Here is a 24,359-nt window from a genome sequence, read left to right on the forward strand (position 1 = left end):
GCGTTATTATTGAAACAGTAAAAAAGCCCCTAATGGGGCTTTTTTTCGCGGTATTACCAGTTATAAATAACCGTTCCTATAATATTTTGTTGCGGAACAAATCCCCAGTAACGGCTATCTGCACTGTTGTCTCGGTTATCTCCCATCACAAAGAAGTGGCCATCAGGTACTGTCCATCCTTCATGTTGTGGGGTGTTTGGTGCAAAGTAGCGATTAGTCAGATCTCTTCGGGAGCTATTTAATAGGATCTGGTACTGCTCCGAACCGTTATTTTCAATATACAGCGAGTTTATATCATCGATTTGTTGTGATTTCTCTTTGGGTAATAGTTCGAAATCAGAACACTCTGCTGAGTTGTTATGACACGCCTTTTTTAAGTAAATGTTTTTATCTCTATAGACGATGGTATCGCCTGGCAGGCCGATGATACGTTTTAGGTAAGTGATTTCAGGTTTTGGCGGATATGAGAATACGATGATCTCTCCTCTTTTGAGAGTTGCTGCCGTGTTCTCTGGGGAGAGTTTGTATCCCCACTTGTTAACCATAACATGGTTGCCAGGGTTTAGAGTGGGAAACATTGAACTGGCTGGTATTTGGAAAAAATCAAAGAAAAAAGTTCTGAAAGATAGAATTAATGCAGAGGTGAAGACGGCACATAATAATGTTCTCCACCCATTGGCATACCACATTCTTTTTTTGTTGGTATTATATTTTCGTGCTAACCAAAATGCATGCGCCGGACAAACGAACACTAAAATGAGAAGAAGCGGTGCATGAGTAATCGCTATCCCGACAAAGAGGAAAAAGTAAATAGTAAAAAATAAAATATTGTTTACATATAAAAACGCAAATGGCTGCAAAAATAGCCCAAAGAGAATAGCAATCCACCCTTTAGGTTTCCAAGTATTGTTCAAGAGAGCTCCTTAATGATATTTTATCATTAAGTATTATAAATAAATTTGTAATTTATGAATATGATTAATTTGGCCGTTATACCCCAGTTACTTTTTTGTTCTGAACACCAATAAGCTGTAACTGGGGAAATGACGATTAGATGTCGAGTTTATCCCTCATAACATCGGCATCGGTATAGCCGCCAAAGTAGTCATTGATGATTTCTCCACGAACGTTGGTTACCGCGAAATAGGGCACCCCTTTTAGTTTCGCTTTGCGGTAAAAGCGCCCATCATGATCTGTGAGTACATCGAAAGGGTATTTTTTCGCATAAGACTCTACTTCATTGATGCTATCTTTGCCGACGACAACATTTACGCTGATCCCTTCGGATTCCAATTGGTTTACCAAAGAGATGATCATTGGATTGAGCGCATGGCAAGTTGAACACCAAGGGGCGACATATACCGTTAGGCATTTTTCCCCCAAGCAAGGGCCGCCGACGATCTTTTTCCCGTCATTGAACGGTTGTTCGCTATAGACATTCAAGTATTCCGTCGGCATTTTATCTGGCCGGTTTGCCAAAAAGACAACGACCACTAAAGCGACTAATAATAAAAGTTTACCCATAATATCCCCAAGCTACCCTAAGTTAATTCGTTCTGTGTGAGTGATTCTTCACTCTCGTTGATTGGCTCAATTTCTGCTGATTCACTTTCTTGCAGCGTAGTTAAAGGTGCATCCAGATCTTTCAGGGCGATGAGTGCATGGGCTTGTAGCGGGTTATCAAACCAAGCGGCAAGGCGATCGCCATCGGTATGGATGGCTTTGCCAGTCAGAAGGCGACCGCTGATAGTGGCGTTGGTATCTTCAAGCCTGTCGCTGCCCAGTATTTTCTTGTCGGTTAGTTCAAAACCGCTTTTTTGCCGGGTTAGGTGGCTGTATTGCCCCTCATAGGCCGAAATGAAATGCTGCTCGTAATTGTTAGCTTTAGCTAACCACTCGCGCATTAACTGGCCAAGGAGATAAAGCTCGCTGTTACATACCCGAAGGTGCTTATTGAAATCAGCCGTTTGCGATTCGTAGCTACGGTTGAGCTGTGCCTCTGCATCAGCCACATCAGAGCTGCGGATTTTCTCGATGTCGGGCAACAGGGCAGAGAGCATGGATTTCCACTTAGCTTGCACGATATTGCCTTTGGCATCTTCCAAAGAGTGTTCCAATGATTTGTTGATGGTTTTGATATGAGTGGCAATTTTGTGGAGCTTTTGTGCAGTGGATTGGCGTTTGCGCCGTAGTTTTTCACGAAGACCAAGTGCCAATAGCACACCGAATACACCAGCCGTTCCGAGCTCTGTCGAATAGCCAAAACCAATTCCCATCGCAACGATTGATGCAATGCTTACCACGTTGCCCTGTGTGAGGCGGCGGCAGGCAAGATTACCTTGTGTCTTGGCATGGCTGAATTCTTGGAATTGCTCTTTGCGTACCTTCAGGCAGGCGAGCGCTTCGCTCAATGTTGCCGTCTGCAGGTTGTAGTCTTTGTCATGGCGTTCTTTGTCGGCATTAACCTCGGCCTGCCGCTTGCTATATTGGTGAAAGCGGGTTTCTAGCTGGGATGATGCCATCCGCAGTGTGCGATAGTTTTGCCAAATGTAGTGCGATGCGACATAGCTTCGCTGCAATAGCGTGACGTCATGGGATAACGGCGGTAAGGCGGGTAAAGCTAGCCCAAGGTGCTGCTTTGACCAAGATTGATTATCCGCGAGTACCATATAGGCGCGGTGATGAAAGCTATCTATTTTGAGCGTTATTTCATGGTTTACCTGACTAAAGGCTTTGGGATATTTATCAATGAAGCGTTCGGCGGTAAGTACGTAATGGGATAGCCTGAGTTGTAACAGTGAGGTTAGGGTGTCGACCGCTTTTTCTCGCCACTCATTATTATGGCCACTCTCGCCTTGCATCAAATAGGCTTCGGCAAGGTATTCGAGTGATTCGTATGTTTGATATGTTGCTATTGCCTGGTGAAAACACGCCTCGGCATTGCCATAGTCCTGCTGGAAACTGTATGCACGGCCGAGATGGGTTAAGTTCAACGACAAAAGAAGAGAGGCTTCTTCGGGAAGTCTCTTTTTCAACAACTCGGCATGCTGTTGGCTGCTTTGCCAGTGCTCTGTCCGTGTCCCGTAAAGGGCAAAGAGCCGGCTAAGCCAAAAGCAACTGAATAAATCAGAGCCAAACTCGTTGTTTGCCTTTTGAAGGTTTTTGATTGCCTGATCTTGGTGGCCATAGGCAAGGCTTTGGTATGCCCACCGTTTGCGTTGGGCAAGGTTTGCTGCATCTGGACTATGAGCAGTACGGGGATCCCCAGGTTGGTAGATAAGGGTAAGTTGTTTACGGATCTCCGTTGGCAGCAGTTTGAGTTGATGGCGTGGAAAACCCGGTATATGGAGCAGATCCAAGGTATGGGAGAGTTGACCTTTTTCTCCCAGAGTCTGCCATATATCATCCTCAATCTTATGGGCAATATGCTGGGCGATGGCATCATGATCCACGGAGGTGACAGTTTCAAAACTTATACAGTTGGGGTGATACTTATAGAGCTGTTCAAGTTCAGCAGGCAAAGGCGAGTCATCATCGCTCTGTGAGCCAATGATGAACACAAAGATATCCGCGCCGGCTTCAAGAGCCGATTCAATCTTATGAATCATGCGGAGATCGTTTTTGTTGGCCTTGCTATTTATCTCTTGCCCGAACAGGCACACCAGATAACGGCAATACTCTGCATCGTGTTCGCGTTTTTCTGTTTTTGGGGATGCAAAAGCAACGTGTCGTGCCGTGAGCCCGCATTGCTGAAGCGTTGCTGATTGATTCAAGCATTGGGTGATATGTTCGGCAAGTGGGGCGAATTCAGAGAAGGAAAAGCAAAGAGAGATGTTATCCATAACGAGTAGAGATTCCCTTGCGGCAAGGTTATGGTTTGTCTTTCTTTTTCTGGGCAACCTTGCTGATGAATTATCGGAATATATCAGCAACCTTTTCCAACCAAGTCAACGCAATGCCGACCGTCTTCGCTACGGATAGCGTGTTTCGCGAGTGTGTTGTCACTCTGGTATGAAGTAAATGCGAGTTGTTGCCGAACTATTGAACCTGTACGGTAGCTTGGGGTGGGGCGGCAGCTTGGGTATAAGGTGCTTTCTAAGGTATCGTTGACGGATATTCGATATCGCCTCACTCGGCGAATAAAAAGCAAGAACATCAAGATAGAGACAATGGCACTGATAGATGAAAGAACCCCGTTCAATGTCGATATGCTAGCCGCAGACGTAATCGGTATTGCGGCGCGGGTTGGTCGGCATGATTCAGGGATGCACCAGCATCAAAAGGCGCAGCTGCTTTATGCTCCCCAAGGGTGCATGACTATTACGCTAGATGGCATGCGGTGCGTATTGCCCCCGACGCGGGCGGCATGGATCCCCGCCGCCGTGGAACACTGTGCTGAGATGCGACAGGTTGTTGAATATCGCTCTCTCTATTTTGCACCTCACCTGACTGCGCATCTCGAGAACCGGGTAAAAATCATCGAGGTAACGCCTTTGCTTCAGGCGCTGATTGAGCGGATGTCATTTTGGTGCTGGGATAAACCGAATGCAGAAATGCAAAATACCCATGCGCTATTTTTCGAAGAGCTGGCCTTGGCCCGCGAAAAGCGGCTTGTTCTTTCTATGCCGACAGACCGGCGCTTGACCACTTGGTTGGCGTCATTGGTAGAGGGAGAGGGGATAGCACCGCTTCTCAACGTATTGAGTGAGCAGGTTGGGGCCAGCAGCAAAACCATCAGCCGTATTTTTATTAAAGAGACGGGCATGTCATATCAAGATTGGCGTCAGCAATGGCGTTTGCAACAAGCGATCTTACGCCTTGCTGGTGGCTCGCAGGTTAACGACGTGGCATATCAACTGGGTTTTTCGAGCGATAGTGCCTTTATTGCGTTTTTCAAACAGCAGACAGGCAAGACGCCCCGGCAATATTGCCATGCTGGTGGGTGAACCCTGACGAGGGTTCACCCTATCGGATTGTTACAGAATTCAGATATAAAAAAGCCGACAGTTAAGTCGGCTTTCTTGAATGTGGCAGAGCTGGGGTCGCACACGACTAGGGATTTACTGTTCGCAGGCTCGCGCCCTTCGGGCTATTGCCTTTTCGCGCCTTCGGCACGGGCAATGTGCTTTTGCTTCGCCTAAATGACATTACAGAGGTTGAACCCTGTCTAGGGTTCTGCACCCTATCTGATTGTCACAAAATTCAGATATAAAAAAGCCGACAGTTAAGTCGGCTTTCTTGAATGTGGCGGAGAGATAGGGATTTGAACCCTAGATACGCTATAAACGTATGCCGGTTTTCAAGACCGGTGCTTTCAACCACTCAGCCATCTCTCCATGCGGCGTATAGTATGGTTTCAGCTCTGAACTGTAAAGGGAAAATCTGAAACACAAGCATCAGTTGCACAATATAAGAACAAGATGGGTTGTACGATATCGCTTTGGTTGTGCTTTGATCTTTGTGGCGGTTGATTTCTGCGCGCTCTGTTGGTTGTTATGTGTGGGGGATTCGGTAAGTCGCGAGATTGAGCTAAGGCGTCTTTGCCCCTTTTTCGTGTTGGAAAAAGCTAATGTCATCAGACTCTCGCCAAGAGTTTTCGATAGATAATCTAATGCCCATCGGTGAGGTGTGTAGAAATACTTTAAGCGAGCAATTTCACTGATAAATCGGCACTTTAGTCATAATCTACACACCAAAAAAGCAAACTACCAAAGTGTCGACATAATTTTGCCTCGGCGTTAAGCAGTTTGGTGACTGGAAATGACTACTTGATAGTTATTAGTAATTTACACGTCTTTTAGTGGTACTAAATGCATATGAACTGTACAATACACGGCTCATATGTCTAGATGTTGAGATAAAAATGGAAATCTTTGCTACCCCACTTTTCGTAGCTATCGCTTGGATCTGTACTGTTGTTAGCTGTGTTTATGCTTTTGTTCAAAAAAGCAACGTGACTAAAATTACGCAGAAATTCGATAATCTAAGCATTCATCACAAAGAACTAAAGGTCGAAAACAGTACGCTACAACAAAAGTTCGAATCGTTGGAAGTTTCATACAATGCATTACAAGTTCAAAACACTACTCTAGAACAGAAGATCGTCGAACTCGAAAAGAACGATATCCACGATAACTATCAAGAAGTGCATCAGAACGGCCAGACCAACTTTAACCAAGGTGTAATCAAAGGCGACTTTGTTTACAACAAATAAGAGTTCTAGGCTTGTCTATGTGTGAAACAAGATTTGATATTCAAAACATTGAAGGGGACTTCTACAACGTAGAGTCTCCAGAAAATAACGTTGACTCTATTATTAACATTATCATTGGTGATATTGCATCTGCCAACGTGAGAATCGATCGAACTGATCGGTCGTTTCCCGCAAATGTTATTACGAAGATAAACCACAACATGCTCAAGACTAAGCGTCGTATTGTCTTGCAGTACAAATCGTATTCATCCCATATTGAAAAAGCCTACACTCTTGCAGAACAAAACATAATCAATGGAAAACAAACAGCAATGGAATTGCTTAATGAAATGTACTGTAATTCATTAGATAAGTATGACATTGACTCTTTTGAACCCGACATAGAGCAAGTACGGCAGCACGCAGACGACATCATAAGCGATGTTATCAAGCAACTCAGAAAGTTTGTGTATAGCTCAGCTAATGTAACTCAATACAAAGAACAAGTAGAAATTGGGCTAAACGTAGTTGTTGCACATGGTTTTGTTGAATGCTGCGTACTGGAGAATCCTAACAATGCTACCAACTAAAGGCTCTCACCCAGAGATGAATGTGCTCTACATAGGTGGCTTTATCTTGAAAAAGCTTCATGAGCGCAAAAGAAAGCGTATGACGATCACACAGCTAATGAAAGTCGGCACTAAAGAGCTTTCTGTGTCCGTAGACCACATAATTCTAGCGTTGGATTGGCTGTATATCATTTCTGCTATTGGCTACGATAGCAAAGAGGTTTTTATCAATGAAGCTACTTAGATTTCTCTTAGAGATCGACGGTGTAGAAACACGAGAGATACCGTTTTTAGACAACTTAAACATCATCACGAGTAAAAAGAACTCTGACGCACCTGGTAACAGCGTTGGTAAGTCGACTTTAGGTCGAATTCTCGACTACTTGTTTGATAGCTCAATTAGTCCAATCTACATTGATGATGAGTTTCAAACACCAAAGCAAGAGATTGAACAGCTTTTCACAAACAGTGAAGTATACGTATCGCTTGAGTACCTTGGTCTAAACAATCAGTACAGTGTTATTAAGCGCAGACTATCTACTGATACTGCACTGCAAAACTACATTTTGAATGGACAAGAAGTAACAAGCAAAGAATACATCGCGCATATTATGGGCAGTATTTTCAACGTCTACTCAGCTAAACCAACAATCAGAAAGCTTGCTCCGAAGTTCTTCAGAACAACACAACACCGTATGACAAAGACTGTTAACTTTGACAACGGTAGGAACGTTAGTAAATCCGATATCAATACGGTTTTTCTGTATCTGTTTAACTTTGATGACACTGAGATACTCAGTAAAGTCCACAGACTAAAGACCACCATCAAGGGTTATAATAAAAACCTAAAGGCCTTTAATAGTGTCATTTCACAAGACAAGATCGTCGGCTCGGTCTCTAAAATAAAAAAAGAAATAGCTAAATTAGAAAAGTCTTTATCATCGTCAGAAAAAGGCATTGATAAGCTAGAAATCGTATCAAAAATCAACACGATAGATGACAAGCAGAACTTAATTTCTGACCAGATTCTTTCTTTAGATTTAAAAATCAAGAACATTATTAAGACCAATGAAATACTAAAGACTAGTGAGCAGCATCATTTGCTCGATGAACTACGTACTATCTACGAGTATGCTTCTGTAAAGATTGAATCTACTCTTGAAGATTATCAGCAAGCACTCGATTTTCATGACCATCTGTTGAGCACGAAACGAGAGTTTGTGTCGCATGGACTAGATAAATTGCAAGAGCAACATGAAAAAGCTACTATCAAATTCGGCCAATTAAAAATTCAGAAGCAGAGCCTATTCGATGAACTAAAATCGAAAAAGAAAATGGAAGAGATATCTGACACGATGAAGGAAATTGGTAAGCTTGATAAAGAGTTAGCCAAACTAATAGCCATAATCGACAAAAAGGATGATATCGACTCAAAGCTAATACTTGAGAGACAAAGCTTAACTGAATTAGCTGGTGAGCTTGAAACTGAGCTAAACAACGTAACCTCTTTTGAAGAAAAGTATATTGAAAACTTCAAAGACTACACTCGCGATTTCTACGGAGTTGAGTACAACTTCAGTCTTCATTTAGACCAAGAAAAGGGAGAATGCTCGCCACATGTCGACGACGTAGAATCAAACAACGAGGGTGGATTAAAAAGACTGGAAGTTGTTACATTTGATTTAGCATACATCAAGACTGTTTGTGACCAACAAGCATTAAGACCTAACTTTGTCTTACATGATTCGATTGATGAAATCGACATACAGCATGTTCGTAAAATGTTTGATGTGTCAATTCAACTATCAGGACAACACATTGTTTCTATGTTATCTGATAAGCTTGTTGAGCAAGATTACACAAAATACAAGGATTTCATCATCCTTGAACTGTCTCAGGACAACAAATTCTTCAAGATATAAACACAAAATCTACTTATGCTTAGAGGGATAAAGTAGGTTCTTAACCCTCTAAGCTTTAGTGAAAAATTTAAAGCCATATGTTGGTGCTAGCAATCACAGTTGGATGATTTAATTTCTAGATTTATATTTTGTTTAGTACATCTAGTAGCTTTCTTGAAGCTTCGTTTAAATATGTGATATTTTTATATGGATAAATGTTTGTGTGTGGGTATAGGTAAGTAAAATAATGGGTTGGATGCCAGGAAACACTAAGCAGGGGACGTTTACCATAGTAATTTTTATCCTGCTACTTGTATGTATCCAAGTTGGGTTCTATATTAATATTCCTTTCGATTATTTCTCGGGAAACCTCCTTCCAGAGCTAACAGGAATGTTGATTGAACTATGTATTATATTATTCATTGTTGACCGTTGGCAGGAGCAAAACCGAATACAGCTTTTAATTGTCAAAGAAAAGCGTTTACGCGAGTACCTAATATTCTTTTTACGACACGGGTTTAAAAATTTGCCACGTAAGTATCGTGTGGGTAATTTTTATGGTGAAGAGCATCATGATAATATTGAGTATTTAGATAATTTGTTCGACTTTATCAAAGAAAATGGCTTAGCTACTCAAGAGATTGACGCAATCCGTTCTCAATGCGACATTGATTTAAACACTTTTGGTAACTTGCTACCAGTAGCATCTGAATTAACGGATGGTCACTTCAAAGCATGGTCTCGGATCGTGTACTTTATGGTTCGGATATCCAAAGGTTTAGGTGACGACGAAGAAAGTATAAAGTACATAATAACAAACATTAAACGTTACGAATGCGCATCCCATGCCAGTGGTATATATGTAGGTTCAAAAAACGTATAACAGATATGTCCTATTTGGGGTTAATAGACCATAGTATTCTTTTTGGCTGCATCAGCAGCCAATACTCTCGAACAACAAAGCCGTCTACTTCATTTTCCCCAAACTAAAGTTATCCGATGCAGGCGACTGCGGGCACGGGTGACAACTCATTTCTGTCCAGTTATGAGTTATGCTGCCAGCAGACCGACTGTACGATCTAGTCGTGACTTACCAGTGAATATGTAAGATCGTGTATGAGCCACTACAAATGATGAACGACCACACCGTGCGTTAAATGATCTGACTCCATGGGAATACCTGGCTAAGTCAGAACACTTGGAAAACTCTAATTTAGGGTGCCACTAAAAATGGGGTGATTACATTGGGTCTTTCATGCGGTTGATGAGGTTTTTCACATTTATATTCATGTACTTAACCATTACATGGCGATTGTTGTATAGAGTGGTTTCGGCGTATAAATGAAAGTATCACCGTTAAAAAATAAGCAATGCAATGGCACCGGCAATCATGGTTAGCCACCATAGCAGCAGATTTTCTATTCTTTCAAGTAATGTGAAATACACAAAAGCGATAACCGATGAAATGGTTAACGGCAAGAATAATGCAGCGGTGAATGAATACTGCATGCTACTCAGTGCCAGTAGGGCCAAGAACCAAAAAACAGTACAGCGCAGAGCATTTTGGCTTTGGGTGTGGTAGTAAAGAAGCATAATGAGCAATGGGATTTTAAATAACAACGTCTAGTCCTTTTTATTGCAGCCTTTGATATCTCGATGACGAGTATGCCGAGGTCGGTGATCGAAAGCAATTAGGGGGCTGAAAGAAATGTGATAAGTGCTTCTAACGATGGCGAGATAAGGTATTAATATCGTCAAGTAGGCTGATATATTCCCTATAAATTCGTATTTTTGACGTAATGAAAGAGATAAAACGGAGCACAAGAGGTACTCCGTTTTCAGTCATCACTACAACGTGATTTTTTTCACCATTCCGGCTTCCGCATGGCCGGGAATATTGCAGGCAAATTCAACATTCTTGTCACCGTGAAAGTGCCAAAGCAGCTGTTTGGCCTTGCCCGGTTTTACCGTTACCGTGCTGCCACTGTCATGGTTATGGTGATCTTTCATGGTTCGCATCATCTCGCGGTGTTCGAGTTGCTCCGTTGCCGATCCGATTGAAAATTCATGATCGATGTTGCCCGTGTTCATTATTACGAACTGAACGATATCGTTGGGTTTTATATCAACATGTTTTTTGAAACGGATTTTCATGTCGTCACTTAAAAGCACATGAACCACCTTGTCTGGTTTGGCACCGGGGGCTGGCATGCCTACCGCTGACATGTTCATCATGTTGCTGTGATCCATTTTCGAATGATCCATTTGGCTGTGATCCATGCTTTTGTGGTTCATCGCGCTGTGGTCCATGTGCGAGTGATCCATATTGCCGTCAGCCATAGCAAGCGACGATGATAGCGTGAAGGTTAGGGCGATTAGGGATTTTTTCATTCTACAGTCCTTATTATCTTATCTGTTTATGTTCAGTGCCGCCCCTCAGTGAGGATGAGGGACGGTCTGGCTGGTGTCGGTTAGATATGGGTGAATGCTTTGATTTCTTTGCGCTTCCATAACTTGAAGATGGCCGGAAGCACGAGCAGCGTTAGCAGCAGGGCAGAGGCCATACCGCCAATCATTGGTGCAGCGATGCGCTGCATGACCTCAGAGCCCGTTCCCTCGCCATACATAATGGGGATCAGGCCGATAATCACGGTGAGTACGGTCATCATGACCGGGCGTACGCGAAGTCCGGCCCCTTCGTGAATAGCGTCGGTGAGCTCATCGTTGCCGAGCGATAATGTGCCCGCGATGGCTTGGCGTTTTTTCTCGTCCCATGCTTGGTTGAGGTAGACCAGCATAATGACCCCGATCTCTACCGCGACCCCGGCAAGGGCGATGAAGCCAACCCCGACGGCGATGGAGAAGTTGTAGCCAAGGCCATGCATCAGCCACAGCCCGCCGACCATCGCAAGAGGCAGGGTGCCCATAATAATCAGCACTTCACCGATCCGGCGGAAGCTGAGATAGAGCAGCAGCATGATGATCGACAGGGTGATAGGGACAACCACATTCAGCCGAGCCTTGGCCCGTTCCATGTATTCATATTGGCCTGACCATGCCAGTGAATAGCCAGCCGGGAGCTGGAGCTGTTTTGCAACGACTTGTTTTGCGTCGACAACGTACGAGCCCAGATCGCGGCCATCGATATCAACGAAGACCCAGCCGTTAGGACGGGCATTTTCGGTTTTGATCATCGGCGGGCCGTCTTCGTAGCGGATATCGGCGACATCACCAAGAGCGATTCTGGCGCCATTGGGGGTGACCAGTGGCAGGCCCTGCAATTTTTCCACCGAGTCGCGGTATGCTTGCGGGTAGCGGACATTGATCGGATAGCGCTCCAAGCCTTCGATGGTTTCACCGACGTTCATCCCGCCGACGGCGGTGGAGATCACCTGCTGGATATCCTTGATGTTGAGGCCATAGCGGGCAGCGGCACGGCGTTTTATATCAATGGTGACATAGCGGCCGCCGGCAACCCGCTCGGCATAGACCGATGTTGTGCCGTGAACCGTATTGAGGATAGGTTCGAGCTGGGCGCCGATATTTTCAATAACCTTGAGATCAGGCCCTGCGATCTTGATCCCGATTGGGGTTTTAATCCCCGTGGCCAGCATGTCAATGCGGGTTTTGATTGGCATTACCCAGGCATTGGTCAATCCCGGAAACTGGATCAGCGCGTCAAATTCCTTGCGCAGCGATTCGGTTGTTACGCCTTTTCGCCATTGCTCGCGAGGCTTGAGCTGGATAACCGTTTCAATCATGGTCAGCGGTGCCGGATCGGTGGCAGTTTCCGCTCGACCGATCTTGCCCCAAACGGTTTCGACTTCCGGTACGGTTTTGATCAGCTTGTCGGTCTGCTGCAATAGCTCGCGCGCCTTGCCGATGGAGATCCCCGGATAGGTGGTTGGCATGTACATCAGATCCCCCTCATCCAAAGGTGGAATGAACTCGCTGCCCAGCTTGCTGGTAGGGTAGTAGGCCGATACCATGAGCACGATAGCCAGCCCGATCATGGTTTTGGGAAATTTGAGGCTTAATCCCAGCAATGGGCGGTAGAGTGCGACCAAGCCACGGTTGATTGGGTTTTTATGTTCGGGCATGACGTTGCCACGGATGAAATACCCCATCAGTACCGGAACGAGTGTGATAGCTAATCCGGCGGCGGCAGCCATGGCATAGGTCTTGGTGAAAGCCAGCGGCGAGAACATCTTGCCTTCCTGTCCTTCCAGCGCAAAAACCGGCACGAAGCTCAAGGTAATGATCAGCAGCGAGAAGAACAGCGGAGCCCCGACTTCCTCGGCGGCTTTGCCGATTACCTGCCAGCGGTTTTCGTCCGTGAGCGGGGTGCGTTCGATATGCTTGTGGACGTTTTCTATCATCACGATAGCCCCGTCGACCATCGCGCCAATGGCGATGGCGATACCGCCCAGCGACATGATATTGGCATTGATCCCCTGCCAGTGCATGACAATGAACGCGCTCAGGATGCCAATCGGCAAGCTGATTGCGATCACCAGCGACGAGCGGATGTGGAACAGGAACAGGGCGCAAACAAGGGCAACCACAATGAACTCTTCGGCGAGTTTGTGCCAAAGGTTATCAACCGCATTGTCGATCAAGGTTGAGCGGTCGTAGGTGGCGACGATGTCGACGCCGTCAGGCAGGCCGCGCTGTAATTCGGCCAGTTTGGTTTTGACGCGCTCTATCACCGCGCTGGCATTCTCGCCATAGCGCATGACGATGACCCCGCCGACCGCTTCCCCTTCGCCATTGAATTCGGAGATCCCACGGCGCATCTGCGGGCCGATATTGATATCGGCAATATCCCCCAGCAGTAAAGGAGTACCCTTGTCAGTGACTTTGAGAGGCAGTGACTGGATGTCTTCGATACTGGTGAGGTAGCCCGTTGTGCGCACCATGTGCTCGGCCTCAGCAACCTCAATCACCGACGCGCCGGTTTCCTGATTGCCGTTTTGGATTGCCATATTGACCTGTTGTAGTGTCAGATCGTAGGCACGCAGTTTGGCCGGGTCGATTTGCACCTGATACTGCTTGACCATACCGCCGACGGTCGCGACTTCGGAGACCCCAGCCACGGTTTGCAGTTCATATTTCAAAAACCAGTCTTGCAAACTGCGCAGTTCGGCCAAGTCATGCTTGCCGGTTTTGTCTTGCAGAACGTAGCTGTATACCCAGCCCACGCCCGTTGCATCGGGGCCGAGGGTCGGTTTGGCACTCGGTGGCAGCTTTGGAGCAACTTGACTGAGGTATTCCAGCACCCGTGAACGAGCCCAGTACATGTCGGTATCATCGTTGAAAATGATATAGACGTATGAGTCCCCGAAGAACGAGTAGCCCCGCACCGTTTCGGCTCCCGGTACGGCAAGCATCGCGGTGGTCAATGGGTAGGTCACCTGATCTTCTACCACTTGCGGGGCTTGTCCCGGATAACTGGTTTTGATAATAACCTGAACGTCCGAGAGATCCGGGATGGCATCAACCGGTGTGTTCTTTACGCTGTAGAGGCCGCCAAGGGTTAGCACCAAGGTGGCAACCAGTACCAAAAAGCGGTTGCTGATAGACCAGCGGATAATCGCCCCGATCATTGTTGGCCTCCAGTCTGTGCGTTGGTTGCTCTTGGGGTATTGGCAGCTTTGGGTATATCGACGGCTTGGATCTGTCTGAGGACATAATCGCTACCGTTTTTGCTAATCAGCACCCGTACTGCTTGCCCTTCGGCAAAGGGGGCGAGGTCAACACCGTCTGCGGCGGAGAAATTCATCTCGCCGGCCTGCCACTGCCAGTCACCAACGGCCTGATGGCTGATAGTCACCATGCCGAAATCGGCCATCAGCAGCGTGATCTTTCCGTCTATCCAGATCTCTGGCGCTTCGCTGCTGTTGGGGGTTTTAGAACCCAAGCGGTAATCGATGATTTCGTATTGGCCGCTTGCGCCTTTTTGCATTTCAAATTCAATCGGCTGGCCTTTTTTCAGCGTCGCCCAGTCGGTGTCTGTCAGTTGAAGATCCTTGCTCAGGGTAAAATTCATGACCATGCCCGGCCAGTTCCATGCAGGAACAGGTTGGTGGTTGATGGTCAGCATTCGATGTCCTTGCATGACATCGGTAATTTCACCGCTGGCCCATTGGATATCAGGCTGGATTAGGGGTTCAATACCGTTGATCCGCGAGAGGTCGGCACTCTGGCTTGATTCTGAGTCAATCATGAATTGGGCCGAGGTCACGATACGATCCGTCTCGCTGAGCCCTTGGAGGACTTCGATACGTTCACCGGCTTCACGGCCGACTTCAATACGTGCTGAACGGTATTTCCCGTTGCCTTCGGCCAGCACAACGCGGGTCATCCCGCCGGAGCGGATCACCGATGAGCGCGGAACAGTGAGTACCGTATGGTCCGTGGTGGGCTGAAGGGCAATATTGGCGAACATGTTTGGTTTGAGGTCACCGTTGGGGTTGGCGAATTTCAGCCGTACCCGCAATGTGCGGGTTTTGGGATCAAGGATCGGGTAGACATAGTCAATCTGCCCCTGCCAGGTTTTGTTCGGAATAGCATCTAGGGTCATGCTGGCCGGGCTGCCGGCTTTCATCCATTGGCCTTGGCGCTCGAAAACTTCGGCATCGACCCAGACATGATCCAGCGGACTTGCGCTGATCACTGCCTGTGCCGGTGACAAATAGCCGCCTTCGCGGATGTTGAGGCTGGCAATGACACCATCGGAGATAGCTTTGATAGCGATTGACTGAGAAGCCCGGCCGCGTTTGAGGATCTGCTTGATTTGATGGCGGTCAACGCCCAGTGTGACCAGTCTTTCGGTTGCCCCTTTGGTCAGCCCGGTGCGTCCGGTCCGGTAGGCATTGAGCAGTTCTTCCTGCGCCTTGATAAGCTCCGGTGAGTAGAGGGTAAACAGTACATCGCCTTTTTTGACACTCTCGCCGACGGCATTGATGAAGAGTTTTTCAACCCAGCCCGCTACCCGGACGTTGGTTTGCCATAGCTGGCTTTCGTCAAAGGCGACATAGCCTACGGTGTCGATGCGCGGGGAAAGCGTTTGCCGTTTTACGGTCTCGGTTTTAACGCCGAGATTATTTTCGACGGCCGGATCGATAGTGACAGTGCCCGGTTTGTCGCTATTTCCCGCGGAGTCCTCGGCGTAGACCGGGATCAGATCCATCCCCATTGGTGATTTCCCCGGTTTGTCCCGCTTGTAGTTAGGAACCATCGGAGCAACCCAGTACAAAGGCTCATGGGTATTCGATGCCTGTGAGTTGTTGGCTGTGGTCAGATCGGCATCTTGGCGGCTGGTGAGATAGTAATGGGAGCCAAACCCGATGGCGGCGCCAACGAACAGGGCTACTGCTGTTATCTGTACGTTTTTCATAGTGTTTCTGCCTTGTTCATTAGTGTTGGGTATGGGGTTGGGTATCAGGGCGCAAAGTCGGTGCTGCGGCTTGGTAGCCAAAGCGGTTTAGCAAAGCAGCAAGGTTGCTCTTTACAATGCTGAGATCGGTCACTAGCCGTTGCTGTTCTAGAATCAGGTTTAGCTCGTCACTGGTGGCGGAAATCACGTCATTGAATTGGGCGGTATTGTTCTGGTAGCCCCGCTCGACAGCTTGGGTCCTCGCCTTGGCTTGGCTGAGCAAGGTGTCCTGATAGCGGGCGAGTCGAAGTTCGAGGTTTTGTTTGTCCACCAGCAAGGCGTTGACCTTGGCGTTCATTTGCGCCAGCAGCAGGTCTTTTTGTGATTTTGCCGCACCGACCTGATATTGGGCGGCCGCCTTGTTTTTGTCTTGGCGGTTGTCGGTGAACAGCGGGATGTCCATGGTCAGGTAGGCACTGACCAAATCAGAGGCTGGCTCACCACGCATATTGTTTGCCTGACGGTAGCCATACATCACCTCCACGCCGAATTGTGGCAGGTAGGCTTGCTCGGCTAGCTCTACTTGGGTTTGGCCAACGGCAATGCTGGTGTCGGCCATTTTCACCATTGGGTGCTGGGCGAGCAGTGTATAGTGTTGGTTGCCACTGGACTTGGATTGACTGGCGAGAGCGGCATTCAAACGTGGCCAAAGCAGTCGGTTGCTGGTGGTCAGGGATTGATGGGTGTTCAGCCAGTCAGAGCCGAGCCATTCGGAGAGCTGCGACAGCAGTCGACGTTGGATTTGGGTGTTGGCCTGCAGTTTCTCATCGAGTTTGCTGACTTGCAGCTGGGCATTGAGCAGATCCTGAGCTTCGCTTTTGCCGAGGCTGTAGTTGGTGGCAATGAAGCGTTCCATCTCTATCATCAGGCGCTGGTTTTCCCGCAGAATGCCAGCAGCAACCTGCTGGTAGCCAAGCTCCAACCATATTTTGGTTATCCGGTTGGCAACATCCAGTTCGCGGGCGGCAATTTGCAGCGCGCTGCCGTCTGCCTGCAAGTTGTTTTTCTTTTGTTGCAGGCTAAGGGTGTCACCCCGCTCAAATTGTTGCATGAGGCCAATCGAGATGTTGGTCATGGGATCATCATCGAACTTGAAGCTGTCAACGGGCAGGCCGCCGATACCGACTTTGAGCTTGGGATCCATAAGGGTAGCGCTGGCAATGGCGGTTTCTCGCATGGCCTGCGACTGGGCAAAGTATTGCTGGCGGTTGGCATCGGTTGCCAGTGCTTGTTCAATCAGGGCATTGAGCTGCTGTGAGGCGGCGGCAAGCTGCGGTTGATCGACCCCATAATGTTGGGGTGCCGACATAGCAGGCATGGCTACCAGCGTGGCTGCACTGATATTCAGTGCCCACAGGCGAGTGTTGTTCATATCAAACTAAATCCATTCTGTGCGCCTGTTTGGCGCGTCATTCAATCACCCAGCGTCACAAACGTCGGGTGTCATCAGGCAGAGTAGGATTTAGGCAATGGGAGGCCGGTAGAGGGACTGCGGGTGAGCCGGTACCATCGCGATCACATCAGGCGTAAAAGGCACTAATTGGGCTTGGCGCACGATAGATTGTTTTAGGCGTGGCAGAAAAGCAAACACGCTAATGCAGGCTGCGCTGCAGCAGTTGTGAGGCATGTCTTGGCTGTCGTTACAGTTGGCCATGGCATGCTGGGCGTTGCTTGCGGTGTTACTTGAGCTGGCTGCTGGATGGGCTGGGACTGACGGCGACTCAGCGTGGTGTGTTGCCATCATGGCTGCGCTGCAAGGCGCTTCATGGTGGTGATCGGTTGAGCGGTGATTAGGCTCGCGGTCGTCTTGGCCTGTAACAGCTTCGAGTGTTGGGATCGCACCATCACTGAGCATTTGGAATGTCATGAGCGGTGCACTCGAGACAATACTGGACATCAGCATCGTAAAGATACTGAAAAGGGCAATCCAGAATATTCGGTGAGATGTAAAACGCATCATAGACATTGTTAGGGAAAATCCGTGTAACTGTAAAGCCTCCCCTTAGGGGAAGGTCAAGAATTTACTAGTTTAGTGGTTATTTTTTCTTTGTCGTGTCTTAAAAAAGAGCCTAGATGAAACTTAAAAAAGTGACAGCACGGTTACCCACAAGGGTGGGTGTTTGGCGGGAATCAATGATGTATTCAAAAAACGAATAGATGGTATGCAGAAACACAGTCTTATCATTTTTTATGGAATGGATATGATGCAAACCACAAATACATAAGGACTCGCCCATGTACCCTGTTTTTAAGATCTTGCTCTCGGCTTTTTTCCTGTTTGCCAGCTCTATCAAGCTATTGGGATGGCAGAAATATATTTTTCAAACTCAGTTGGCGTTTTTCCACAAATACGGCTTGAATCGCCGTCATATGTTCGCTGTAGGGGTCATTGAATGTGCATCAGCCGTGGCCTTGTGGTTGCCTATCAAGTATGTCCCGTTCTTGGGGGCTGGAGCATTGGCGTTAACCTCGATTGGGGCGATGTTTTTCCATTTTCGTTTTGACCGTTTTCAGGATGCCATTCCTTCAATTGTCACCTTGGTGATTTCAATATTAGTGGGACAGCACTTGTTTGATGTTACTTGGCTGTCTTAGAAATGGGCCGTCCAGCCTAAGAGAAAGCCCTGTGATGCCGTGTTGTAGGCAAAATTGTCTTGGTTATCGTAATCCACCCAGGTCGATTTATAGGCAATATTGATGTCTGACCAATGGTTTATTCGATAACGGACACCGGTCTGGATGGCGCTGGTGAAGTCGGTATCACTACCTAGCCCGGCATCTACACTGACATGGAACAGCCAGTGCTTATTGATAGCGTTGATCCAGCGAACACCGACAACGTAGTCGACCCAATTTTCGTCCAAGCTGAATTTGTCGAAAATACGTTGGTTGTCGCGGCGGAAAAACTCGGCACTGATATCATTGTCCCACCAGCGAAGCCCTATCATGTAGTCCAGCGTACCGAATGGATAGTGGTAGCGTTTGAACCCCTTGGCTTCCAATACCCCCTGGCGAATATCAATGTCGCTTTTTAGAACCAGATTTTCGGTACTGCTCAGTAAATTGTCGGTCTCGCCGCTGAGTTCCATGAAGCTGTAGTCAAGATAGAATCCCCATTGCTGGTGGTAGATTGATTCCCAGCGAGCCATTGCCCCGATGTCGAGATTATCCATGATGAACTTGGGGTCGACATCAAGATCCAAGGTGCGATTGCGTATGGTGGAGTCCCCTCGGATATTCAGTCCCATAAAATACAGCTCTAGGCTGTGTTGCCAATGGGGTGTGGCAGTTTGTGGACTGGCAGCGGCTGGCATGGTAAGCAAAATGCTCGCCAATCCTAAGGGGCAGAGGGCAACGATACGTTTTGTCATGGGGTGAATTAACCTTGTCTGCTGCAAAAATGTGCCACTTATTAAGCTAGGAGAGCTTGTCTATTTTTGCCAGTGCCAGTGCCAGTGCCAGTGCCAGTGCCAGTGCCAGTGCCAGAGGGGAAGTTGCCGTCAGCCGTATTACGAGCGCAATTTCCGGCGGTACTGCCTCGTGCTGTTCTATGGTTAAGGAGATAAGTGGGCAAGCTGAAAGGTGAAAGGAGTGGAAAAATCAGGTTATCAGATCCGTGTAATGAGCAAGGAGGATTTGTCCCTTGCCGTGGAATGGGCGGCAGAAGAAGGCTGGAATCCCGGCCTGCATGATGCGGCGTCATTTTTTGCGGCTGACCCAAACGGCTTTCTGATGGGGTATTTGAATGGTGAGCCGATCTCCTCGATTTCGGTGGTGAAATACAGCAATGGCTTTGGTTTTCTCGGGTTTTATATTGTGAAACCCGAATACCGAGGCAAGGGGTACGGGCTGGCGATCTGGCAGGCTGGGCTTGAATACCTTGCGGGTTGCAATATCGGCTTGGACGGTGTGGTTGATCAGCAAGCCAATTACCGCCGTTCGGGGTTCAGTCTCGCCTATGGCAATATTCGTTTTGAAGGCTTGGGGGGCGGAGTCGCACCGGAACAGGCTGACATTATCCCTATTGATGAGGCCCATTTTAACGAGGTTCTGTGTTACGACAGTGCGTTTTTTCCGGCAAGCCGAGATGTGTTTTTGCGTCATTGGCTGAACCAGCGAGAGTCGGTGGCTCTGGCGATCCGCCGTGGTGGCAAATTGGCCGGTTATGGCGTGATTCGGCCATGCCGAGAGGGGTATAAAATCGGCCCGCTGTTCGCTGATGATGTCGCACTGGCAGAAGACTTATTCTTGGCCTTGCGAGCCAAGGCCAGTGCTTATGATCCTGTATATTTGGATGTGCCCGAGTCGAACCATGCTGGTGTTGCATTGGCGGGTAAATATGAAATGGAGCCTGTTTTCACAACCGCTCGGATGTATACCGGTGAGTTTCCAGATATTTCGGTAGAAAGGACATTTGGCGTCACGACGTTTGAGCTTGGTTAGCCCCTCTCGTTCTCCCCCTTAAAAAAGGGGAAGAACGAAGAGTTTAAAGTTTAATGACATTATTTCATGGGAGTGGCTAGCAACAGTTGTTTTTTGGCGGTATCGACATAAACCACATACGGCACATTGCCGACTCGGAACCCATATGGCACTAATGCGGCATCTATCGGAATAACACGCTCAACACGGCGGCTGAGCAAATCGACTCGCCAAATGCATGCCTTGGCAGATGTGTTGTCGTAATACATTTCATCAGTGTCACCACCCCAAGAAAGATTAGAGATAATCCATTGATTGTCCCAGAAGTTATTAATCACCGTGCTCTTGTAGTAGGGGCTTTCGATGCTCAAATCACCGTCATTGGTATTAATTTCACTTTGCCTGTCCATTGATACAAGCGGTTCGTTCCATATATCGCCTTTTTTATGTGGCGGTGGCGCATAAGAAACAGCCTGAGGTGACGGCCTATCCATTGCTAGATCAAGCTCGAAGGTGTCACCTTGCTCATTGGTGATGTATAGCAATCTTTCTTGAATACTGAATACATGAACGGCTTCAGTCGCGGTGTAAACGATTTTTTTCTCACCGGTCAATAAGTTCAGTTTCTTAATCTCATTGCCCAAATTGTAAATAAGCTCGAGGCGATCGTTATATTGAGCGACCAGAAAATCTTTCTGATCCGTCATTTCGGTAGTGTTGAGCAATGGTTTATGGCCCCACCAATCAGACGGGTCAACGGTAAAACTAGCCGCTACGGCTTGGCCGAATGCAGCCCGTTGTTCAGCCGTGTACTCATTGTCGGTCACACTTTGCACCATGCCCTTATTGAGCTTTGCAATTTGTTGCTGCGTTAATTCATTGTTCTGATACGGGCGTAATGAATAATATTCGGTACGTTCGTTGGCGGCTGGCGGTAGCAGTGTGCCTTTGGTGTTGAACACTTTGGCCACCATCATCGGGCGTTCATTGCCAAGGAAGAGAATACGGTTTTTATCATCATTGGGAATGATGTTTTTTAGGGGAATACGGCTTGTCTGATTGTCTGTGCCTTTTTTGATAACGGTTAATGTGGTATCCGGCGTTAATGTTTTTGGGCCGATACACAGAACGTCTTCATGGTTGGCGACCTTGTTCTGCCATGAGTCTGGTAATGCGAGGAAATGGTTATCAAGCGCACAGGTTGCTCTATTTAAGGGGGTATCAAGTTGTGATTCAGTTTGTTTTAGTGAGCACAGACTAAGATTTGTTTGTATTGCTTGGGAAATACGAGGATGCTGCTGCAAGACACTTGCATCAATAAGGGATGAGATACTTTCGCAAGCGTTTATATTATTGGTTCGTGATGCAGCAAGAGAATAGTCACTCAATAGCCATAGTGTTTCAGATGATGGGGTCTGTGTTGAAAATAAGCCGGGACAGCTGTCAGCATAAAGATAAGTTGCATAATAGGCAGCGGTATAATCTTTCTTTTTATAATGTTTTAAAAATAGATTACGCGCATGTGCTGTGGCATTATCGCTACAAGTTTCAATTGGTTGAGCTTGAATGGTGTTTGAAAGGGTAACTGCACCAATTATTGCGAATGCTAGAATGTTCTTTTTCATTGACCGTTAGTAATAATATTATTGGTGAGCATAGAGTATCATACTTTCTTTAGTTAAATACTTAAGTTTATCATTACTAATTCAGTTGAAAATCATCAGGAATATTGTATTAGCACTGTTTTGTGGGGATAAGTAACGATATACATATGGCTAATAGCCTCCAAATAAACCCTGTGACCGTTATGTTGGTGTTTTCTTTTTTGGGGCAGTTATGAATCCCCTAAGTAAGATTAAAATGCAGAGTTATGCATATGATCTATACGCTTAAATTAAGGACAAATATGAGACTCTTTAAATCGTTTCCTGGTTTTTTGGTTATCGTCAGTTTGATGGCGTCACCATGTCAGGCGGGAACGGAAAAAATATTGACGTTGAATGAGGAGCAAACAAGAGTCATCACTGTTGATGTCGGGCAGTTAAGAACGCTGACTCTCGATGATGTCACGTTCCATGCTAGCACGGGGACTATCGTTGAATATCGTTCAGAGTATAAAAATATTATCATCCCGGACACCTTAAATAATGTCCCGGTTAAACGAATTAGCCGGAAAGCTTTTTTTAATAGTGGGCTAACAGGCCTGATATTACCTGACTCACTCGTGAGCATAGGTGCTTATGCATTTGCTGAAAATGATTTGATGGATCTGGTGATTCCCACATCCGTTACTGAACTTGGTAAGTTTAGTTTCTCTGATAACTATTTAACCCGTCTTTCACTGCCTGATTCGCTTACGGAAATTGGCTATGGGGTATTCGACAACAATGCATTGTCAAGTGTAGTGATACCAAACTCAGTGAAAAAAATTGGTCGTCGTGCGTTTTCTCAGAATGGTTTAGAGCAATTGCATATTCCTGATTCGGTGGTAACCATTGGAGAGGAGGCGTTTAGGGCCAATGAACTTGTGAGCGTTAAGCTACCGCATTTTGTTACAGACATTGGTAAAAAGGCTTTTGCAGAGAATGAGTTGACGGAAGTGGTGTTGCCGAATAGTTTGACGTTGATTAAAAGTCGTATTTTCATGGATAACCCGCTTGAGCATGTGGTGCTTCCGAATGCTGTTACAGAGATTGACGATGCAGCATTCCATGGCAATAAACTTGTCAGTATCACAATTCCAAATACGGTTACTCGTATTGGTAATTATGCTTTCGCCGCGAATAAACTTACTCAGGTCATTATTCCTGATTCCGTAACTCGCTTGGGAGTGAGTGTTTTTTCCTATAACAAGTTATCTTTGGTTTCATTGCCCAAAACACTGTCAGCGATCCCTGAAGAGGCGTTTAGGCATAACGTGATTACTAAGATAACATTGCCTGATTCCATCACAACGATTGGTGAACGGGCCTTTGCAGAGAATAAGTTAGCGGAGATCAACCTTCCACGCTTAGTGACGTCTATCGGTGAAGAGGCATTTGCCCATAATGCGCTAGCGGGTGTGACTATTCCAGCGTTAATAACGGTCATTCGTAGGGGGGCATTTGCCGATAATGCTTTGGCTTCGGTATCGATTCCAAACACTGTCACCACGATTGAGCACGAGGCGTTTATTAATAATGAGCTAACCACCTTGGTTCTTCCCAATTCGATTAAAGAATTAGGGAGTTATGCATTTGCTAAGAACAAACTAAAGAGCGTGACATTGCCTGATGATTTGCGTGAAATTCCGAATAATTTGTTTTTTCGCAACCAGTTGACGCAGGTGGTGATCCCTGAAACGGTGAAGGAAATTCACCATGGTGCATTTTTAGAAAATGCGTTAACCGCGATAGAGATTCCAGACTCGGTGACCGAAATCGGCTCTTCTGCATTTAGAGGGAATGCGCTTACGAGCGTAGAGATCCCAAGCTCGATCTCGGAAGTTGAAACGCAGGTGTTTTCCAAGAACAAGCTCAAGCGAGTGATATTGCCTAATTCCTTGAAAACGATCGGACAGAGCGCTTTCTCTTATAATGAATTAACAGAAATATCCATTCCAGACTCTGTGATTACCATTAAGCAAGAGGCCTTTAGGAATAATGCGCTAGCCAGTATCACCATTCCTGATGCGGTAGAGACCATTGGTCGTGGGGCGTTTAGAGGGAACAAGTTAACCACGGTAGCTATCCCTGCTTCAGTGACTAATATGAATGATTATGCCTTTGATCGTAATGTTGCGGTCAGTAAGCAGTAACATGATTCCAACAGTAGAAGCGGGATGATCATATCCCGCT

The 24,359-nt window shown here is 46.8% G+C and carries 21 protein-coding genes and 1 tRNA gene; 10 read left to right on the forward strand and 12 right to left on the reverse strand.

Features of this window, described 5'->3' with window-relative positions:
- Positions 1-53: 53 nt before the first annotated feature.
- From lepB to ABT56_RS15785, 3 genes are all read right to left on the reverse strand, one after another.
- Positions 54-914, reverse strand: coding sequence for a signal peptidase I (lepB, locus tag ABT56_RS15775; protein WP_047879849.1), 861 nt, complete (start codon positions 912-914; stop codon positions 54-56).
- Positions 915-1,050: 136 nt separating this feature from the next.
- Positions 1,051-1,524, reverse strand: coding sequence for a TlpA family protein disulfide reductase (locus tag ABT56_RS15780; RefSeq protein WP_047879850.1), 474 nt, complete (start codon positions 1,522-1,524; stop codon positions 1,051-1,053).
- Between the two features lie 17 nt (positions 1,525-1,541).
- Positions 1,542-3,842, reverse strand: coding sequence for a tetratricopeptide repeat protein (locus tag ABT56_RS15785; RefSeq protein ID WP_047879851.1), 2,301 nt, complete (start codon positions 3,840-3,842; stop codon positions 1,542-1,544).
- A gap of 327 nt (positions 3,843-4,169) precedes the next feature.
- On the opposite strand from ABT56_RS15785, the gene ABT56_RS15790 reads away from it, so the two are divergent.
- Positions 4,170-4,946 carry an AraC family transcriptional regulator gene (locus ABT56_RS15790; RefSeq protein WP_047879852.1) on the forward strand — a complete coding sequence of 259 codons (777 nt, stop codon included), beginning with the start codon at positions 4,170-4,172 and terminating at the stop codon, positions 4,944-4,946.
- A gap of 299 nt (positions 4,947-5,245) precedes the next feature.
- On the opposite strand, the gene ABT56_RS15795 is transcribed toward ABT56_RS15790, so the two are convergent.
- Positions 5,246-5,336, reverse strand: a tRNA-Ser gene (locus ABT56_RS15795).
- A 617-nt stretch (positions 5,337-5,953) separates the two neighbouring features.
- Here ABT56_RS15795 and ABT56_RS15800 point away from each other — a divergent pair.
- The 5 genes from ABT56_RS15800 (at position 5,954) to ABT56_RS15820 (ending at position 9,546) form a co-directional block, all read left to right on the forward strand.
- On the forward strand, positions 5,954-6,214 hold the full coding sequence (locus ABT56_RS15800) for a hypothetical protein (protein ID WP_240478331.1): 261 nt from the start codon (positions 5,954-5,956) through the stop codon (positions 6,212-6,214).
- Between the two features lie 17 nt (positions 6,215-6,231).
- Positions 6,232-6,783, forward strand: coding sequence for a hypothetical protein (locus tag ABT56_RS15805; RefSeq protein ID WP_047879854.1), 552 nt, complete (start codon positions 6,232-6,234; stop codon positions 6,781-6,783).
- Positions 6,770-7,006 carry an ABC-three component system middle component 6 gene (locus ABT56_RS15810; protein ID WP_019282689.1) on the forward strand — a complete coding sequence of 79 codons (237 nt, stop codon included), beginning with the start codon at positions 6,770-6,772 and terminating at the stop codon, positions 7,004-7,006. Before ABT56_RS15805 ends, ABT56_RS15810 begins: the two co-directional genes overlap by 14 nt.
- Positions 6,993-8,684, forward strand: coding sequence for a hypothetical protein (locus tag ABT56_RS15815; protein WP_047879855.1), 1,692 nt, complete (start codon positions 6,993-6,995; stop codon positions 8,682-8,684). The genes ABT56_RS15810 and ABT56_RS15815 overlap by 14 nt, the downstream gene beginning before the upstream one ends.
- A 226-nt stretch (positions 8,685-8,910) precedes the next feature.
- On the forward strand, positions 8,911-9,546 hold the full coding sequence (locus ABT56_RS15820) for a hypothetical protein (RefSeq protein WP_053062520.1): 636 nt from the start codon (positions 8,911-8,913) through the stop codon (positions 9,544-9,546).
- Between the two features lie 473 nt (positions 9,547-10,019).
- Here the strand turns inward: ABT56_RS15820 and ABT56_RS15825 are convergent, their stop codons facing one another.
- From ABT56_RS15825 to ABT56_RS15850, 6 genes are all read right to left on the reverse strand, one after another.
- Positions 10,020-10,283 (reverse strand): hypothetical protein, encoded by a 264-nt coding sequence (locus tag ABT56_RS15825; protein ID WP_157037873.1) that lies wholly within the window; start codon positions 10,281-10,283, stop codon positions 10,020-10,022.
- Positions 10,284-10,511: 228 nt separating this feature from the next.
- Positions 10,512-11,054 carry a copper-resistant cuproprotein CopI gene (copI, locus tag ABT56_RS15830; RefSeq protein WP_047879857.1) on the reverse strand — a complete coding sequence of 181 codons (543 nt, stop codon included), beginning with the start codon at positions 11,052-11,054 and terminating at the stop codon, positions 10,512-10,514.
- A gap of 80 nt (positions 11,055-11,134) precedes the next feature.
- A complete protein-coding gene (locus tag ABT56_RS15835; RefSeq protein WP_047879858.1) occupies positions 11,135-14,269 on the reverse strand; it encodes an efflux RND transporter permease subunit in 3,135 nt (1,044 codons plus the stop codon).
- Positions 14,266-16,062 (reverse strand): efflux RND transporter periplasmic adaptor subunit, encoded by a 1,797-nt coding sequence (locus ABT56_RS15840; protein WP_047879859.1) that lies wholly within the window; start codon positions 16,060-16,062, stop codon positions 14,266-14,268. Before ABT56_RS15840 ends, ABT56_RS15835 begins: the two co-directional genes overlap by 4 nt.
- A 19-nt stretch (positions 16,063-16,081) precedes the next feature.
- On the reverse strand, positions 16,082-17,473 hold the full coding sequence (locus tag ABT56_RS15845) for a TolC family protein (RefSeq protein ID WP_047879860.1): 1,392 nt from the start codon (positions 17,471-17,473) through the stop codon (positions 16,082-16,084).
- Positions 17,474-17,563: 90 nt separating this feature from the next.
- Positions 17,564-18,067: a hypothetical protein gene (locus ABT56_RS15850; RefSeq protein ID WP_053062521.1), complete on the reverse strand. Its 504-nt coding sequence runs from the start codon at positions 18,065-18,067 to the stop codon at positions 17,564-17,566.
- 269 nt (positions 18,068-18,336) lie between these two features.
- On the opposite strand from ABT56_RS15850, the gene ABT56_RS15855 reads away from it, so the two are divergent.
- Entirely contained in the window at positions 18,337-18,696 is a 360-nt protein-coding gene (locus ABT56_RS15855; RefSeq protein WP_047879861.1) for a DoxX family protein, read from the forward strand.
- Here the strand turns inward: ABT56_RS15855 and ABT56_RS15860 are convergent.
- Positions 18,693-19,415: a hypothetical protein gene (locus ABT56_RS15860; protein WP_047879862.1), complete on the reverse strand. Its 723-nt coding sequence runs from the start codon at positions 19,413-19,415 to the stop codon at positions 18,693-18,695. The two genes, ABT56_RS15855 and ABT56_RS15860, sit on opposite strands and share 4 nt — an antisense overlap.
- Positions 19,416-19,528: 113 nt before the next feature.
- On the opposite strand from ABT56_RS15860, the gene ABT56_RS24005 reads away from it, so the two are divergent.
- Together ABT56_RS24005 and ABT56_RS15865 are read left to right on the forward strand one after the other, a co-directional pair.
- Entirely contained in the window at positions 19,529-19,687 is a 159-nt protein-coding gene (locus tag ABT56_RS24005) for a hypothetical protein (RefSeq protein WP_157037874.1), read from the forward strand.
- 5 nt (positions 19,688-19,692) lie between these two features.
- Positions 19,693-20,544 carry a GNAT family N-acetyltransferase gene (locus ABT56_RS15865; protein WP_047879863.1) on the forward strand — a complete coding sequence of 284 codons (852 nt, stop codon included), beginning with the start codon at positions 19,693-19,695 and terminating at the stop codon, positions 20,542-20,544.
- Positions 20,545-20,603: 59 nt separating this feature from the next.
- Here the strand turns inward: ABT56_RS15865 and ABT56_RS15870 are convergent, their stop codons facing one another.
- Complete coding sequence (locus ABT56_RS15870; RefSeq protein WP_047879864.1) at positions 20,604-22,148, reverse strand: hypothetical protein; 1,545 nt, start codon at positions 22,146-22,148, stop codon at positions 20,604-20,606.
- Between the two features lie 281 nt (positions 22,149-22,429).
- On the opposite strand from ABT56_RS15870, the gene ABT56_RS15875 reads away from it, so the two are divergent.
- Complete coding sequence (locus ABT56_RS15875; RefSeq protein WP_169753939.1) at positions 22,430-24,319, forward strand: leucine-rich repeat domain-containing protein; 1,890 nt, start codon at positions 22,430-22,432, stop codon at positions 24,317-24,319.
- The last annotated feature ends 40 nt before the right edge of the window (positions 24,320-24,359 follow it).

Origin of the sequence: Photobacterium aquae (assembly GCF_001029445.1) — a bacterium.
Taxonomy (GTDB): Bacteria; Pseudomonadota; Gammaproteobacteria; order Enterobacterales; family Vibrionaceae; genus Photobacterium; species Photobacterium aquae.

Coding starts and splice junctions, on each gene's coding strand:
- ABT56_RS15780 (WP_047879850.1), bottom strand. CDS start 1,524: ATGGGTAAACTTTTATTATTAGTCGCTTTAGTGGTCGTTGTCTTTTTG.
- ABT56_RS15785 (WP_047879851.1), bottom strand. CDS start 3,842: ATGGATAACATCTCTCTTTGCTTTTCCTTCTCTGAATTCGCCCCACTT.
- ABT56_RS15790 (WP_047879852.1), top strand. CDS start 4,170: ATGGCACTGATAGATGAAAGAACCCCGTTCAATGTCGATATGCTAGCC.
- ABT56_RS15805 (WP_047879854.1), top strand. CDS start 6,232: ATGTGTGAAACAAGATTTGATATTCAAAACATTGAAGGGGACTTCTAC.
- ABT56_RS15810 (WP_019282689.1), top strand. CDS start 6,770: ATGCTACCAACTAAAGGCTCTCACCCAGAGATGAATGTGCTCTACATA.
- ABT56_RS15815 (WP_047879855.1), top strand. CDS start 6,993: ATGAAGCTACTTAGATTTCTCTTAGAGATCGACGGTGTAGAAACACGA.
- ABT56_RS15820 (WP_053062520.1), top strand. CDS start 8,911: ATGGGTTGGATGCCAGGAAACACTAAGCAGGGGACGTTTACCATAGTA.
- copI (WP_047879857.1), bottom strand. CDS start 11,054: ATGAAAAAATCCCTAATCGCCCTAACCTTCACGCTATCATCGTCGCTT.
- ABT56_RS15835 (WP_047879858.1), bottom strand. CDS start 14,269: ATGATCGGGGCGATTATCCGCTGGTCTATCAGCAACCGCTTTTTGGTA.
- ABT56_RS15840 (WP_047879859.1), bottom strand. CDS start 16,062: ATGAAAAACGTACAGATAACAGCAGTAGCCCTGTTCGTTGGCGCCGCC.
- ABT56_RS15845 (WP_047879860.1), bottom strand. CDS start 17,473: ATGAACAACACTCGCCTGTGGGCACTGAATATCAGTGCAGCCACGCTG.
- ABT56_RS15850 (WP_053062521.1), bottom strand. CDS start 18,067: ATGTCTATGATGCGTTTTACATCTCACCGAATATTCTGGATTGCCCTT.
- ABT56_RS15855 (WP_047879861.1), top strand. CDS start 18,337: ATGTACCCTGTTTTTAAGATCTTGCTCTCGGCTTTTTTCCTGTTTGCC.
- ABT56_RS15860 (WP_047879862.1), bottom strand. CDS start 19,415: ATGCCAGCCGCTGCCAGTCCACAAACTGCCACACCCCATTGGCAACAC.
- ABT56_RS15870 (WP_047879864.1), bottom strand. CDS start 22,148: ATGAAAAAGAACATTCTAGCATTCGCAATAATTGGTGCAGTTACCCTT.
- ABT56_RS15875 (WP_169753939.1), top strand. CDS start 22,430: ATGAGACTCTTTAAATCGTTTCCTGGTTTTTTGGTTATCGTCAGTTTG.